Genomic DNA, 15142 nt, shown 5'->3' with positions numbered 1-15142 from the left:
ACTCCTTCGGATTCCCTCGGGCTTATCGACGCCCCGCGCCCGGCAGGCCGCTGCCGCGCCGTGCTCTGTCTGTTGGATCTTCACGGTCGCCGGGACGAGCTGTGTGCTTGGCGTTTTCGCCACCGGTGGGGGTGGGCGAGAATCTTGCGGGGCCCGCCCCCGGCCGGCCGCGCGGGCGGCCTTTGGGGGCTTACGCGGTGTCTCGCGTCCAGTGATGACGCTGCGCGCAGGTGGTGAGTGCGTGGAGGTGGGCAGGACGGGGGAGTGCGTAAGGGTCCGGCCGTGGGCTACTTGTGCTGGACGCTGGGGTTCTTGCTTGGTGCTTCACCCATCCCACGGAAGCGTCATGAGGCGCCAAACGTTCGTCATTTCAACTCCGCCGCCGGATGGGCGGCGCGCGCGAGAGGATCTGCGTGCGCAAGCTTCTGTCCAACGCGCGCCGCCCATCACCGCCCCTCCCCCCAAAACGGCGACGACCACTAGCAAGCCTCCCGCCGCATTCGCGCCAGCGCCCCCCTCACGACGCACGCAAGCGCGTATGCTCATTACGGCCGCCCGGGCGGCCGCAATGAGCGGGCCTCGCAAGACTCGCCACTGAACACGGCTCTAGCGATGCAACAGGCCAAGACGCAGGTAGCACGGCGGCGCTGGCGGTGTGGCGGCGAGCAACCTCGATGCGCCCGAGGGAATCCGAAGGGAAGGCCGAAGGCCTGGACGAGGATGACAACGGGGCAGTCCGGAGCGAAGGCTCCGGACCGCAATCGTGGGCGCTCGCCGCCACACCGCCAGCGCCGCCGTGCGGCCTACGAAGCTTCGCTCATGCACACCGACGAACCACCCACGAAGCTCCGCTCAAAAACGCCCCAAAAAAACTACAGCAACTTCCCAGGATTCATAATCCCCGCAGGATCCAACACAGCCTTGATTTCCCGCATCAACCGCAACTCCAGCGCATCCTTGCTATGCAGGAAATGATCCCGCTTCAGCTGCCCGATCCCGTGCTCAGCCGAAATGCTCCCGCCATAGCGGTTGACCTCGTCCAGCACCGCGTCCGTGATCGCCGCCCCATGCACCGCCACCCAGTCGCGGTCGGCGCCCGCCGGACGCGACAGGTTGTAGTGCAGGTTGCCGTCGCCGAAGTGGCCGAAGATGAAGGGGCGGATGTCCGGGTACAGCGCGCGCACGCGCGCTTCGGCGGATTCCATGAAAGCGGGGATGTGTTCGATCGGCAGCGACACGTCGTGCTTCAGGTGCGGGCCGTCGGCACGCTGGGCTTCGGAGATTTCCTCGCGCAGCTTCCATAGCGCCTGCAATTGCGCCAGCGATGCGGAAACGGCCGCGTCCAGGCACAGGCCACGCTCCAGCGCCGTGCCGATCACGTTTTCAACAAGGCCGTTGAGCGCGGCCTCGTCGGCCGTGTCCGCCAGCTCCACCAGCACATAGGCCGGATAGCGCTGGGCAAAAGGTTCCTGTACGCCTGCGGCATGCGTCAGCACCAGGTCCAGGCAATCGCCCGAGAAGTATTCGAATGCCTGCAGCCGCGCGCCGCATTGCTCGAACAGGATCTCGAACAGTTGCAGCGCCTGCATCGGCGATTCGACGGCGGCCAGCACCACCGAGCGCACGTCGGTGCGCGGGAACAGGCGCAAGGCAACGGCGGTGATGACGCCCAGCGTGCCTTCGGAACCGATCAGCAATTGCTTGAGGTCATAGCCGGTATTGTCCTTGCGCAGCGTGCGCAGGCCGTGAAAGATCTCGCCCGTGGGCAGCACGGCTTCCAGGCCCAGCACCAGTTCGCGCGCCATGCCGTAGCGCACCACGTTCACGCCGCCCGCGTTGGTGGCGACGTTGCCGCCGATCTGGCTGGAGTCTTCCGCCGCCAGGCTCAGCGGCAGCAGACGGCCAGCGTCCTGCGCGGCGCGGCGCAAGTTGCCCAGGATGGCGCCGGCCTCGGCCACCATTGTGTTGGCGATGGTGTCGATGGAGCGCACGGCGTTCATGCGGTCCAGGCTCAGCACCACGTTGCCCGCGGCGGCATCCGGCGTGGCGCCGCCGCACAGGCCGGTGTTGCCGCCGCGCGGCACCACCGGCACGCCTGCCTCCTGGCACAGCGCCAGGCAGGTGGCGACCTCGGCGGTCGTGCGCGGGCGCACCACCGCCTGCGCGTTGCCCTTGTACAGGCCGCGCCAGTCGGACAACCAGGGCGCGATGTCGGCCTCGGCGGTGATGACGGTGTCAGGGCCCAGGGCCTGGACCAGGCGTTGCGTAAAGTCGGATGCGCTCATGATGTCTGCCTTGCGGCGGGAGAGAGGAGATCGAGTTGCAGGCGGCTGGCCGCCTGTTGCAGATGGCGGGCCGCGGCGTGCCGCGCCCGTTCGGGATCGCGGGCGCGGATGGCCTCGAACACGGCCACGTGTTCCTGGTGCACGGCGGCCGTCAGGCCGGCTTGCAGCCGGCTATTGCTGCGCGCGGTGCTGACCGCCAGCCTGAGCTGCAGGTTCAAATACTGCAGCAGGTCCTGGTAGCAGCTGTTGTGCGTGGCGGCGGCGATGGCGCGGTGAAAGGCGATGTCGTGTTCCACGCCCTGCTCCGGGTCGTCCAGATGCGATTCCAGGTCGGCCAGGGCGCTCGCCATGGCGGCCAGGTCCGCATCGTCGCGTCGCAGCGCGGCAAGCGCGGCCGCGCCGCCTTCCAGCTCCATGCGCAGTTCGTAGACCCCGGCCAGCTGCTTGCGGTCCACGGCGATGCCGGCGGATAGCTGGAAGCCCTGTGCGCCGGTGCGCGACAGCACGGTGCTGCCGGACCCCTGCCGGCTCTGGATCAGGCCCTGGGCGCGCAGCCGTTCAGTGGCTTCGCGGATGACTGCGGCGCTGACGCCGTATTGCTCAGCCAGCACGCGGCCCGCCGGCAGCTTGGCGCCAATGGGATAGGCGCCCCCGGCGATGTCGGCGGCGATCTGGCGGGCGACCTGTTCGGTCAAGGTGAGGCTCTTGGTCAGCATCCGGGCATTATAGGCACACTTCTCAGGTTATCTGATAACTTTCAAGAAAGAAGCCGCTTCCAGATCGGCTTCAAGCTTGATGGGCTGCCGCGGGCGCGGTGGATCAGGCGACGGCGGGTTCGCCGTCCGGCACGGTATTCTCGACTTCGTCCGCTCCCGCCACGGCGCAGCAGCGGCCGCCCTGCGCCTTGGCGCGGTAGAGGGCGGCGTCGGCGGAATGCATGGCAGCTTCCGGGCTGCGGTTGGCGCCGGACACGATGGAAATGCCTATCGACAGGCCGACGCTGACCCGCGTGCCATCCGCCAGGGTGATCGGCTGGGAGGCGTCGTGCAGCAGGTGCTCGCCCAGCCGCAGGGCGGCCGTGGCGTCGATGCCGGTCACCAGCACGATGAACTCGTCGCCGCCGATCCGCGCCGCCACGTCATCCACCCGCAGCATGGAGCGCATGCGCTGGGCGATGGTCATCAACACCTGGTCGCCGGCGGCATGGCCGTAGGTGTCGTTAATGAGCTTGAAGTCGTCCATGTCCATGTACAGCAGCGCTGCGGAGCTGTCCTGGCCGCGCGCGCTGGTGCAGACGCGTTCCAGCGCGGCCTGCAGGCCGGCGCGATTGGCCAGGCCGGTCAGCGCGTCTTCGCTGGCGCGGCGTTCGCTGGCGCGCTCGGCCAGCATGGTGGATACCAGGATGCGATTGAGCCGGTGCGAGGCGACGCTCATGCTGACCAGATAGAACGGGATCTGGATGAAGACGATGGCCGTGACGTATTCGCCGGTAAAGGCCGCGCCCAGGCACATCGGCCCCAGGCTCAGGAAGATCATGGCGCCGACCAGCCGCGGCGCGCCGTAGTTCCGGAAGCAGATGCCGCCGGCCATGGCCCCGCAGGACACCCCGGCCAAGGTGGCAGCCAGCCAGTCGCCGTTGATGAAAGTGACGAAGACGCCATAGCCCACGCTGAACGCCCACAACAGGGCCAGCAGGATGTAGATGTCGGTATGGGTATTGCCGCCCTTGGCCGCGGCACGCAAGGCGGACCGCAGGATCAGCACGCGGACCAGCGCCAGCGCCACCTCCAGCGCCAGCCAGGACAGATACAACGGCTCTGGGCGGCGCCAGGCGACCACGCCGGAGATCATCAGGGTGTTGATGACGCCGCCGGCGAAAATGGGCAGCGTGCCGAACAGGCTGGCGATCAGGGCCGAACGGATGTCCGCAGGGGTATCGTGCCCGGAATGCGTCAGCCAACGCGTCAGGCGCCATTTGGGCAAACTGAACTTCAGTGCTGTATCCACGCGGTAACCCCAGGCCATCTACCCGCTTTCGGGTAGGCTGGCTGGCGTTATAGCAGGTATTACAAGCGTTTTATATTGTCCGCGGGGCCAATCCCGGGCAGGAAATCAGTGCCCGCGATGGCCGCAGACGGCACATTCCGGGTCGCGCTGGACGTTGACGCTGCGCCATTGCATGGTGCGCACGTCCAGCCACAACAGCCGGCCCGACAGGCTTTCGCCCACCCCGGACAGCAGTTTCAGGGCCTCTGCGGCCTGCATGCTGCCGATGATGCCCACGACCGGGGCGAACACGCCCATCGTGGCGCAATTGGCTTGCTCGACGTCGTCCGCTTCCGGGAACAGGCAGTGGTAACAGGGCGCGTTGTCGTCGCGCAGGTCATAGACGCTGACCTGGCCGTCGAAGCGGATCGCGGCGCCCGACACCAGCGGCTTGCGGTGCTGCACGCAGGCGCGATTGATGGCGTGGCGGGTGGCGAAGTTGTCGGTGCAGTCCAGCACCAGGTCTGCCTGGGCGACGGCGTCGGACAGGGCCTGGCCTTCCAGCCGCTCGACGCGGGCATGAACACGGGTCTGCGGATTGAAGGCCGCCAGCATGTCGCGCCCCGACTCGGCCTTGTGACGGCCGACGCTCGCGGTGGTATGCAGGATCTGGCGTTGCAGGTTGCTCAGCTCGACGACGTCGTCGTCGGCCAGGGTGATGTCGCCCACGCCGGCGGTGGCCAGGTAGAGCGCGGCGGGGGAACCCAGTCCGCCCGCCCCCACGATGAGCACACGCGCCGCCAGCAGTTTTTCCTGCCCTTCGATTCCCAGCTCGTCGAGCAGGATATGGCGGGCGTAGCGCAGCAGTTGCTCGTCGTTCATTTGTCCTTGCTGGGCTCGACTCCGGTCGGCGTGATCTTCATGCGCTGGGGCGTGCCGCCGCCGGCCTTGGCGTCAGCCTTGGCCTGGGCGCGGGCCGAACCCTTCTGCACGGGCTTGCCGGCCAGTACGTTCAAGGCCTGCTGCAGCTGGAAGTCGTCCTTGCCGCCGAATTCGAACACCTTGGCAGGCAGGTCGGCGTTATCTTCGCCGGCGCTGGACTTCACTTCGTTGGCGGTCTGCTGGTTGGACAGGTGGCGCTGCAGGTCGGCTTCGCGCGGCAGGCGGAACAGGTCGCCTTCGGCCGTGTCGGCGACGACGTAGTCAGGTTCGATGCCGGTGGCCTGGATGGAGCGGCCGCTGGGCGTGAAGTAGCGCGAGGTGGTCAGCTTGACCGCGGTGGTTTCGGACAGCGGCAGGATCACCTGCACCGAGCCCTTGCCGAAGGTGCGGTTGCCCAGGACCTTGGCGCGCTTGTGGTCCTGCAGCGCGCCGGCCACGATCTCGGAGGCCGAGGCGGAGCCCACGTTCACCAGCACCACCATCGGCACGGTCTTGGTCCAGGCCGGCAGGCCGGCCAGGTAGTTGCTTTCGCCGCGGGCGTACTCCGAAGGCGTGGCCAGGTACTTATGGCGGGCGTCGGGAGTGCGGCCGTCGGTGGTCACCACCACCGAGTCGGGCGGCAGGAACGCGCCGGACACGCCGATGGCGCTGGTCAGCAGGCCACCCGGATCGTTGCGCAGGTCCAGCACCAGGCCCTTGGGAGCTTCCTTGGCGCCGAGGTCCTTCAATTGCTTGGCCAGGTCGGAGCCGGTCTTTTCCTGGAACTGGGCGACGCGGACGTAGCCGATGCCGTTGTCCAGCATCTTGCTGCGCACGCTGCGCACCTTGATGATGTCGCGCACGATCTTCAGCACGATGGGCTGCGGACGGTCGGCGCGCATGATGGTCAGCGTGATCGGCGACTTGGGCGCGCCGCGCATCAGCTTGACGGCGTCGTTAAGCGTCATGCCCTTGGTGGGCGTGTCGTCGATCTTGATGATGAGGTCGCCAGCCATCACGCCAGCGCGGGCCGCGGGCGTATCTTCGATGGGGGAGATGACCTTCACGAAGCCGTCTTCGGCGCCGACCTCGATGCCCAGGCCGCCGAACTCGCCTTGCGTGGCCGTCTGCATTTCGCGGAAGGCGTCGGCGTCCAGGTAGGCCGAGTGCGGATCCAGGTTCGACACCATGCCGGAGATGGCATTGTCGATCAGGGTCTTGTCGTCGACGGCCTCGACGTAGTTGTTCTTGATGGCGGCGAACACATTGCTCAGCTGCCTGAGTTCGTCCAGTGGCAGAGGGCTGCCGCGCTGGGCGACCGCAGTCACGCCTACGCTGAGCAACACACCAGCCACCGCACCGATGGCAATCAGACCGAAACCGCGAAACTTACGAGTGCCCATGCACACTTCCCGAATTTTGTTTTCGCCGATGGGGTTTGGTAATTACCAACGACATCAATCTACTGCGCCAGCCATTGTGCCGGATCCACAGGAGCGCCACGATGGCGAATTTCAAAGTATAGGCCGGATTCCACTTGGCCGCCGGTCGCCCCGACCGTGGCGATGGTATCGCCACCCGTCACCGAATCTCCCACCCGTTTGAGCAGACTTTGGTTGTAAGCATAGACGGTCAGGTATTGCTGCCCATGATCCACAATGATGAGGTTGCCAAAACCCCGCAGCCAATCGGCGTAGACCACCGTGCCGGGGGCCACCACCTTGACCGGCGTGCCTTCAGCCGCGCGCAGCACCACGCCGCGCCATACGCCGCCGTCCGGGCGGTCGACCCCGAAACGCCCCTGCACCTGGCCGCGCACCGGCATGGACAGCCCGTGGCGCAAGCCGTTGCCGCCGCCCACCGGCGCGGCGCGCGCGGTCTGGGTCTGCTGAGCGGACTCACTACGGGTTGGAGCGGGTTTTTCCTCTATAGGTTCCGCCTTTTTGGGCGGTTCCGCGGGTTTGGCCTGAGGCGGCGGTTCGGGCGTGGTCAGCCGCGACTGCTTCTGCTCGGCCGGGCGCAGTCCGGCGGCATCCGGGTCGGCCACCGCCACGGGACCGCGGTTCTGGCGCGAGGCGGCTTCGACCTGTTCGCGCGCCTGGGCGGCATCGCGGGCATCGCGGGCGTCACGCTCGCGCTTGGCATTGTCGGCGGCCTGCTTGGCGTTGTCGGCGGCGAGCTTGCGGTCAGCCTCGGCCTTCTTGCGAGCGTCTTCGGCGGCGCGGCGCTCGGCGTCGGCGCGCTTCTTGGCTTCTTCAGCGGCGCGGCGCGCTTCTTCCGCGCGGCGCACTTCCTCGGCCCGCTTGCGCGCTTCCTCGGCGCGGCGGGCGTCCTCGATCTGCTTGGCGATGGCCGCGTCCAGATCGGTGATGAGCCGCGACAGGCGCTGGTCGTCGCGTCCCAGTTTGTTGGCTTCGGCACGCTGGGCGGCGATCTGCCCTTCCAGCTGAGCCAGCAGCGTGGCGCGCTCCTTCTGCTGACCGACCAGCGCGGTCTTCTGCTCGGAGGTCTCGGCCACGACTTTTTCGATTTCGGCGCGGCGGGCGTCGGCGCGCCCCTGAAGGGCGGCCAGGCGCTCGATGTCCTCGCGCAGGGCCTGCACGGCCTTGGCGCGAGCCTGCGACACGTAATCCAGATAGCCCAGGTTGCGCCCCAGCACCTGGGGATCGTCGCCGGACAACAGGGCGGTCCAGGGTGACAGGCCGCTGGTGTACTGGGTGCGCAGCTGTTCGGCCAGTTCGGTGCGGCGCTTGGCCAGCACCACCTGCTGGGCGCCGATCTGTTTTTCCAGGCCGGTCAGGTCGGCCTGCGCCTGACGGTTGGCCTCGGCCAGCTCCCGCAGGCGCAGGTTGATCTTGGAAATCGCCGACTCGGACTGCTTGAGCGCGTCGGCGGCTTCCTTGCGGGCAGCCTCGCGGTCATCGATATCCTTTTGCAGGTTCTCGATGCGGTCGCGCAAGGCGGCCTGCTGCTTTTCCGCGTCGGACTGGCGGCCGGCGAGGTCATTGGGCGCGGCGCGAGCCGACAGCGCTCCACCGGTCAACATGACCGCCAACAACAACCCTGCCGCGCGACGCATAGGAATATCAGTCCTTCTTAGCCTTGCCCTGGGCTGCCACCGCAGCCATGGCCGCCTCGATCTCGGCGGCATCGCCCAGATAATAGTGGCGGATCGGGCGCAGGTCATCATCCAATTCGTACACCAGCGGCTGGCCGGTGGGAATATTCAGGTTGACGATGTCTTCGTCCGACACGTTGTCCAGGTGCTTGATCAGGGCGCGCAGGCTGTTGCCGTGGGCGGCGATCAGGACATTGCGGCCGGCGCGGATGGCCGGGGCGATGGATTCGTTCCAGAACGGCAGCACGCGAGCCACGGTGTCCTTCAGGCATTCGGTGGCGGGCAGCTGGTCGGCCGGCACCTTGGCGTAGCGCTTGTCGAAACGCGGATGGCGCTCGTCGTCCAGGGCCAGCGGCTCCGGGGCGATGGCGTAGGCGCGGCGCCAGACCAGCACTTGCTCGTCGCCGTACTTGGCGGCGGTTTCAGCCTTGTTCAGGCCTTGCAGCGCACCGTAGTGGCGTTCGTTCAGGCGCCAGGTCACGCCGACCGGGGTGTACATGGCGTCCATGGCGTCCAGGGCGATCCAAAGGGTGCGGATGGCGCGCTTGAGCAGCGACGAGTAGGCCAGGTCGAAGGTGTAGCCTTCTTTCTTGAGCAGTTCGCCGGCCTTGCGGGCCTGTTCGCGGCCGGTCTCGGTGAGGTCGACGTCGGTCCAACCGGTGAAGCGGTTTTCCAGATTCCACTGGCTTTCGCCGTGGCGCATCAGAACGAGTTTGTGCATGATTTGGGACGCTTGTAACGCGGGTTAAAGTGAAGGAATGCGCTCATTTTATAATTGAGCGATTTTGCCCTTGATTTTGCCCCGGCGCACCCGCCCATTTCCGCGGCGCGGCGCATCAGGGTTTGCCTATACCAGGCTAGTCGCCGCACTTCAGGATGCCCCGTGGACCTTTTGCAATTCTTGATCGATAAAAACAACGTCTTCATCGTCGCCGTTGCCGTGATCTCCGGCATCATGCTGGCCATCCCCGCCCTGCGCAAAGGCCGCACCGGTTCGGCCGTGAGCACGACCGAGGCCATCCAGATGGTCAACCAGCGCCAGGCCGTATGGGTCGACGTCCGTCCCGCCGAACAGTTCCAGGCCGGCCACATCGCCCAGGCCCGCAACGTGCCGGCGGCCGATCTGGAGCAGAAAGCCGCCTCGCTGCCCAAGAACAAGCCGCTGGTCGTGGTTTGCGACAATGGCCGCGATTCGGCCCGCGCCGCCGCCAAGCTGCGCGCCCAGGGTTTCGCCGACGTCGTGCCGCTGGAAGGCGGCATGCGCGCCTGGTCGGCGGCCAGCCTGCCCGTGACCCAGAAGGGTTGAAGCCTGGGGCCTCGCCCCCATCTACCTATTCTTGTACTCACAGGAGCGCCCATGAATAAAGTCGTCATGTACAGCAAGGACTATTGTCCCTATTGCGCCCGCGCCAAGGCCTTGCTCGAGCAGCGCGGCGTGACCGACCTGGAAATCATCCAGATCGACCGGGACCCGTCCCAACGCGACGTCATGATCGAACGCACCGGCCGGCGCACCGTCCCGCAGATCTTCATCGGCGATACCCATGTCGGCGGTTGCGACGACCTGATGGCCCTGGACCGCTCGGGTGGCCTTGCCCCCATGCTGGCCAGCTAATCGCCCCTTTTTGCCCCTCCCACCAACGGAAACACTCATGGCTGATCAAGACCAAAACTCCCAGCAAGAAGGCGGCAACGCGCCCTCGTTCAATCTGCAGCGCGTCTACCTGAAAGACCTTTCGCTGGAAATGCCGAACGCGCCCCACGTCTTCCTGGAGCAGGAAGCGCCCCAGGTCGAGGTGAGCATCACCGTGGGCGGCCAACGCCTGGCTGAAACCGTGTTCGAAACCACGGTCACCGTCACCGTCACCACCCGCATCAACGAGAAGGTCGTGTACCTGGTCGAAGGCACGCAAGCCGGTATCTTCGAGGCCGCCAACATCCCCGAAGAACAGCTCGACCCGCTGCTGGGCATCGTCTGCCCGACCATGCTGTACCCCTACCTGCGCGCCAACATCGCCGATGCGATCACCCGCACCTCGATGCCGCCGCTGCACCTGACCGAAGTGAACTTCCAGGCCCTCTACGAGCAACGCCTGGCCGAGCTGCAACAGCAGCAAAGCGCCGCCAACGGCAATGGCAGCGACTCGGGCATCATCCTGCCCCCCGGCGCGACCCGCCAGTAAAGCAGCCGCGGCGCCCCATGAAAAGAGCCCCCACGCCGCGCCTTCGGCTTGCTGCCCCCCGTGGGGGCGCTTTTCATCTTGAGGCGGCTCGGCGATGAAAAATCCCATCCAGCCACGCCTGCGCGTCGCCGTCCTGGGTGCGGGAAGTTGGGGCACCGCGCTGGCGGCGGCCGCCAGCCGCCGCCACGCCACCGTACTCTGGGCGCGCGATGCCGCGCAGGCCGCCGACATGGCGGCCTCGCACGAAAACGCGCGCTACCTGCCAGGCATCGCCCTGCCGCAGGCACTGAATATCTCCTCCGATCTCGACGCCACGCTGCGCAGCCTGCAAGAAGACGGCGCGCGCCGCCTGATCGTGCTGGGCGTGCCCGTGGCCGGCCTGACCGCCATCTGCGGCGAGCTGTCCCGCCGGCTGCCCGCGCTGGGATTACAGGACACGCCCATCGTCTGGACGTGCAAGGGCTTTGAAGCCGACACGGCCAGGCTGCCCCATGAAATCATGCGCGAGGCCTTGCCCGGCGCCACTGGCGGCGCGTTGTCGGGCCCCTCGTTCGCGCGCGAAGTCGCGCAGGGCCTGCCGGTCGCGCTGACCGTGGCCAGCGACAGCCCCGCCTTGCGCGACGCCACCACCGCCGCCTTCCATGGCGCGGCGCTGCGCGTGTATGCCAGCACCGACCTGGTCGGCGTGGAAGTGGGCGGCGCGCTGAAGAACGTGATCGCGGTCGCCTGCGGCATCGGCGACGGCCTGGCCCTGGGCACCAATGCCCGCGCCGCGCTGATCACCCGCGGCCTGGCCGAGATGACCCGCTTCGGCGTGGCGCTGGGCGCGCAGGCCGAGACCTTCGCCGGGCTGACCGGCCTGGGCGACCTGGTCCTGACCGCGACCGGCGAGCTGTCGCGCAACCGCCGCGTGGGCCTGGAGATCGGCGCCGGCCGCAAGCTGGCCGACATCCTGGCCAGCGGCATCACGGCCGAAGGCGTGCGCTGCGCGCGCGCTGCGCTGGACCGCGCCCGCGCCATCGGCGTCGAACTGCCCATCACCGAAGCCGTCTGCGCCGTGCTGTTCGACGGCGTGGCCCCCATGACGGCCGTGTCCGCCCTGCTGGCGCGCGACGCCCGCTACGAAAGCGGGGTAGCCAACCAGCCGGAAGCGGCGCCGGACGACCGGCCCCACTGAGTCGCCCCAAAAACAAATACCCCGCACAACCCGAGGAGACATCCTTCATGACGCAAGCCCGCAAGTTCCGGGTCGGCCCGCTGCTACGCGGCCTGTGCCTGAGCCTGGCCGCGATTCTGCCGGCCGCCGCCCACGCCGACTGGCCCGACCGTCCGATCCACATGGTCGTGCCCTTCCCGCCCGGCTCGTCGCCCGACATTCTGGCGCGCACCATCTCGGAACCGCTGTCGCAGGCGCTGGGCCAGCCCATCGTGATCGACAACAAGCCGGGCGCGGGCGGCAACATCGGCACCCGCATCGTGTCGCAGGCCAAGCCAGACGGCTACACGCTGCTCTACACGATCAACGGCCCGCTGGTCACCGCCCCCACGCTGTACAAGAAGACGCTGGGCTACGACCCGCTGCGCGATCTGCAGCCGGTATCGCTGGTGGGCACCAGCCCCAACGTGCTGGTCGTGCCCAGCAGCCTGAAGGTCGATAACGTCAAGGACTTCGTCGCGCTGGTGAAGGGCCGCGGCAATTCGCTGAACTACGGTTCCGTCGGCCCGGGCAGCTCGGCCCACCTGGCGATGGAGATGTTCAAGGAAAGCGCGGGCGTGGACCTGGCGCACATCCCCTATTCCGGCTTCCCGCAGGTCATCTCGGCCATCATCGGCGGCGACGTCCAGGCCGGCTTCATGGTGCCGGCCATCGCCGTGCCCCAGGCGCGCGACGGCAAGGTGAAGCTGCTGGCCGTGACCAGCCTGCAGCCCAGCGAGGCACTGCCGGGCGTGCCGACGATGGCGTCCCAGGGCTATCCGGACTTTGAAGCCATTTCCTGGAACGCCGTGCTGGTTCCGGCCGGCACGCCCACGCCCATCGTCGAACGGCTCAACAGCGAGCTGGCGCGCATCATCGGCAGCGACGCGGTGCGCAAGCAGCTGGCGCTGCAGTACTTCACGCCCGCGCCGTCCACGCCCGAAGCCCTGACCGCCCGCATCAAGAATGAAAAGGCGCGCTGGGATCAGGTGATCGAGAAGTTGAATCTGTCGCTGGACTGATTGCAGCCCAGCCGTGACGGGCCGGGCGCGCCGGATTCAGCGCGCCCCGTCACACTCCCCCTTCATACCCCTGCTGGCGCCAGGCCTCGAACACCGTCACCGCGACCGCATTGGACAGGTTCAGGCTGCGTTGGCCGGCGCGCATCGGCAGGCGCAGGCGCTGCTGGGGCGGGAACATCGCCTGATGTTCCTCCGACAGGCCCGCGGTTTCGCGGCCGAACACGAACACGTCGCCCGGCTTGAAGCCGATGTCCGCCACGCTGCGCTGCGCGTGCGTGGTCAGCGCGTAGATGCTGGACGGCGCGGCGCCGGTATCGGCCAGGGCCTCTTGCAGCGTGTCATGCACGCGGACCGGCTGCCATTCGTGGTAATCCAAACCGGCGCGGCGCATGCGGGCGTCGTCGAGCTCGAAGCCCAAGGGACGCACCAAGTGCAATTGCGCGCCCGTATTGGCGCACAGGCGGATGGCGTTGCCGGTATTGGGCGGGATTTCGGGACAAACGAGGATGACGTGGAACATGGTGCTCGGGACTCGGGACGGCTTGCGGCGGAAACGTCGCCGCACACCGGGAATTGTCGCCGATTTGCCTGCGGGCCGGCTCAGGGCGTGCGCGCGGCCACCAGCACCGTGACGTCCGCCGCGCCCGCCGCCCGCAGCGCGGCGGCGGCCGCGTTGGCGGTGCTGCCGGTGGTCATGACGTCGTCCACCAATAGCAGCTGCCGGCCGCGCACGTCGCCCACGCAATAAAACAGGTTCTGCGCCCCGAGCCGGCGAGCCTGGCGGCCCTGTGCGGTCTGCCGGGGCGTCTCGCGCCGGCGCCGCAGCAGCCCGCGCGCCAGCGGCAGCCCCAGCTCCGCCGCCAGGCTGCGCGCAATTTCACCGGCCGGATTCATGCCACGCTGGCGCAGCGATGCGCGGCTGGCGGGAACGGCCGCCAGCAAGGCGCCGTCCGGTACCGGACCGTCGCGGGCGACGGCAGCCGCGATCAACCGGGCCAACACCGGCGCCATGCTGAGCCGCAGGCGGGTCTTCAGCATCAGGATCAGGGTGTCGGCGGGCGGCGCGTAGTCGAAGGCGGCAATCGTGCGCGAAAACGCCCGGGGCGCGCCCAGGCAGGCGGCGCAGTGCGGCGCGTCCGGACGCAACCGCAGGGCGCAAAAAGGGCAGCGGCGCGGAGCATGGCCGCGCGCGACGGCCGGGGCCCCGGCCCCGGCCCCGGCCACGGCCCGGTGGAGAGCATCGCCGCAGATATCCGCCTCGCAGCCCGCGCAAAGCCGCGCACCCGCCACCCGGGCGCCGCACAAGGGGCAATCGCAACCGACCCGCGACAGCAGCCACCGCCCCATGGCCCGTAGGGGCAATCGGAAGCCGCGGCCGGGATGCGCAATAATGGATGCCATCCCTCATGAAACCATGATCCGCCCGCGTTGCAGACGCGGGCGCGACCGAAATGTCCCTGCCAGAATCCGCAACGCTCCCCTCCCTGCCCATCGTCAGCGCTGACGTACCCCGGCAATTCGCCCGCCGCGGCGACCTGGCCGAGGCCCAGTTCCTGTACGGGGAAGTCGCCCGCCGCATGCTGGGCCGCCTGCAATACATTCGGGTCCAGCCGCAAGCCATGCTGGACGCGGGCTGCGGCGCAGGCGACAACCTGCCGCTGCTGCGCGAACGCTATCCCGACGCCGCCTACACCGGCCTGGACAACTGCGAACCGCTGCTGGAACAGGCGCGCAAGCGCTACGCCCCCGCCGGCCTGTCGGCCTGGATCGGCAAGCTGGCGCGCCGCGGCCCGGCCGCCCCTGCCTTCGTCAACGCCGACCTGGCGGCGACGGGCCTGGCGCCCGAATCACTCGAACTGGTGTGGTCCAACCTGGCCATGCACTGGCACCGCGCCCCGCACGCCGTGCTGGCGGAATGGCGGCGCGTCCTGAAAGTCGGCGGGCTGGCGATGTTCTCCTGTCTGGGGCCGGCCACGCTGCGCGAGCTGCGCCAGGCCCTGGACGACGCCGGACTGCGCACGGCCACGCCGTCCTTCGTGGACATGCATGATTTCGGCGACCTGTTGGTGGAAAACGGCTTCGCGGATCCGGTCATGGACCAGGAGATCCTGACCCTGACCTACCGCAGCCCGGAAAAGCTGCTGCAGGACGTGCGCGCACTGGGCGGCAACCCGGCCGAAGGCCGGCGCGGCGGGCTGGTGGGCCGCGACTGGCGCGACCGCCTCTGCGCCGCGCTGGAAGCGCAGCGCCGGCCCGACGGCCTGATTGTCCTGAGCATTGAAGTCGCCTACGGCCACGCCTGGCGCGCCGCCGCGCATCGCACCGTGGCCGGTGAAACCCGGCTGTCGGTCAGCGCGATTGGCGGCCGGCACCGCGCGCCCTGAGCGGGGCGGCAGAGGCTGACCGGCGGAGCCGGCGCCTTGCGAGCGCCG

15 protein-coding genes are annotated in these 15142 nt (G+C 68.3%); 6 read left to right on the top strand and 9 right to left on the bottom strand.

Going from position 1 to position 15142, the window contains the following annotated elements; genetic code table 11:
• Nucleotides 1–872: 872 nt before the first annotated feature.
• From ACZ5YA_RS24495 to gpmA, 7 genes are all read right to left on the bottom strand, one after another.
• A complete protein-coding gene (locus ACZ5YA_RS24495) occupies nt 873–2285 on the bottom strand; it encodes an FAD-binding oxidoreductase (RefSeq protein ID WP_059378168.1) in 1413 nt (470 codons plus the stop codon).
• Nucleotides 2282–3001, bottom strand: a complete 720-nt coding sequence (locus tag ACZ5YA_RS24490; protein ID WP_118931594.1) for a FadR/GntR family transcriptional regulator — start codon at nt 2999–3001, stop codon at nt 2282–2284. Before ACZ5YA_RS24490 ends, ACZ5YA_RS24495 begins: the two co-directional genes overlap by 4 nt.
• A gap of 103 nt (nt 3002–3104) precedes the next feature.
• Nucleotides 3105–4292: a GGDEF domain-containing protein gene (locus ACZ5YA_RS24485; protein ID WP_118931687.1), complete on the bottom strand. Its 1188-nt coding sequence runs from the start codon at nt 4290–4292 to the stop codon at nt 3105–3107.
• Nucleotides 4293–4397: 105 nt separating this feature from the next.
• Complete coding sequence (locus ACZ5YA_RS24480) at nt 4398–5153, bottom strand: HesA/MoeB/ThiF family protein (protein WP_059378175.1); 756 nt, start codon at nt 5151–5153, stop codon at nt 4398–4400.
• Nucleotides 5150–6595, bottom strand: a complete 1446-nt coding sequence (locus tag ACZ5YA_RS24475) for a S41 family peptidase (RefSeq protein WP_059378178.1) — start codon at nt 6593–6595, stop codon at nt 5150–5152. Before ACZ5YA_RS24475 ends, ACZ5YA_RS24480 begins: the two co-directional genes overlap by 4 nt.
• Before the next feature lie 59 nt (nt 6596–6654).
• Complete coding sequence (locus ACZ5YA_RS24470) at nt 6655–8271, bottom strand: murein hydrolase activator EnvC family protein (RefSeq protein ID WP_464091340.1); 1617 nt, start codon at nt 8269–8271, stop codon at nt 6655–6657.
• 7 nt (nt 8272–8278) lie between these two features.
• On the bottom strand, nt 8279–9031 hold the full coding sequence (gene gpmA / locus ACZ5YA_RS24465; protein ID WP_059378183.1) for a 2,3-diphosphoglycerate-dependent phosphoglycerate mutase: 753 nt from the start codon (nt 9029–9031) through the stop codon (nt 8279–8281).
• Nucleotides 9032–9193: 162 nt separating this feature from the next.
• Between gpmA and ACZ5YA_RS24460 the strand changes: the two genes are divergently transcribed.
• From ACZ5YA_RS24460 to ACZ5YA_RS24440, 5 genes are all read left to right on the top strand, one after another.
• A complete protein-coding gene (locus ACZ5YA_RS24460) occupies nt 9194–9616 on the top strand; it encodes a rhodanese-like domain-containing protein (RefSeq protein WP_059378185.1) in 423 nt (140 codons plus the stop codon).
• Between the two features lie 51 nt (nt 9617–9667).
• A complete protein-coding gene (grxC, locus tag ACZ5YA_RS24455; protein WP_054457721.1) occupies nt 9668–9925 on the top strand; it encodes a glutaredoxin 3 in 258 nt (85 codons plus the stop codon).
• A 37-nt stretch (nt 9926–9962) separates the two neighbouring features.
• Nucleotides 9963–10493: a protein-export chaperone SecB gene (gene secB, locus ACZ5YA_RS24450; protein WP_059378188.1), complete on the top strand. Its 531-nt coding sequence runs from the start codon at nt 9963–9965 to the stop codon at nt 10491–10493.
• Between the two features lie 94 nt (nt 10494–10587).
• A complete protein-coding gene (locus tag ACZ5YA_RS24445) occupies nt 10588–11670 on the top strand; it encodes an NAD(P)H-dependent glycerol-3-phosphate dehydrogenase (protein WP_464091339.1) in 1083 nt (360 codons plus the stop codon).
• A gap of 47 nt (nt 11671–11717) precedes the next feature.
• A complete protein-coding gene (locus ACZ5YA_RS24440; protein ID WP_059378192.1) occupies nt 11718–12710 on the top strand; it encodes a Bug family tripartite tricarboxylate transporter substrate binding protein in 993 nt (330 codons plus the stop codon).
• Between the two features lie 49 nt (nt 12711–12759).
• Here the strand turns inward: ACZ5YA_RS24440 and ACZ5YA_RS24435 are convergent, their stop codons facing one another.
• Together ACZ5YA_RS24435 and ACZ5YA_RS24430 are read right to left on the bottom strand one after the other, a co-directional pair.
• Nucleotides 12760–13230: a tRNA (cytidine(34)-2'-O)-methyltransferase gene (locus tag ACZ5YA_RS24435; protein ID WP_013396662.1), complete on the bottom strand. Its 471-nt coding sequence runs from the start codon at nt 13228–13230 to the stop codon at nt 12760–12762.
• Between the two features lie 80 nt (nt 13231–13310).
• Nucleotides 13311–13856, bottom strand: a complete 546-nt coding sequence (locus ACZ5YA_RS24430; protein WP_464091338.1) for a ComF family protein — start codon at nt 13854–13856, stop codon at nt 13311–13313.
• A 305-nt stretch (nt 13857–14161) separates the two neighbouring features.
• On the opposite strand from ACZ5YA_RS24430, the gene ACZ5YA_RS24425 reads away from it, so the two are divergent.
• A complete protein-coding gene (locus ACZ5YA_RS24425) occupies nt 14162–15094 on the top strand; it encodes a methyltransferase domain-containing protein (protein WP_059378194.1) in 933 nt (310 codons plus the stop codon).
• Nucleotides 15095–15142 lie beyond the last annotated feature (48 nt).

It is taken from the genome of Achromobacter sp. JCM 18799 (assembly GCF_055395645.1).
Note: the sequence above shows the minus strand (reverse complement) of the source record. Positions and strands in the feature narration are given on the sequence as shown.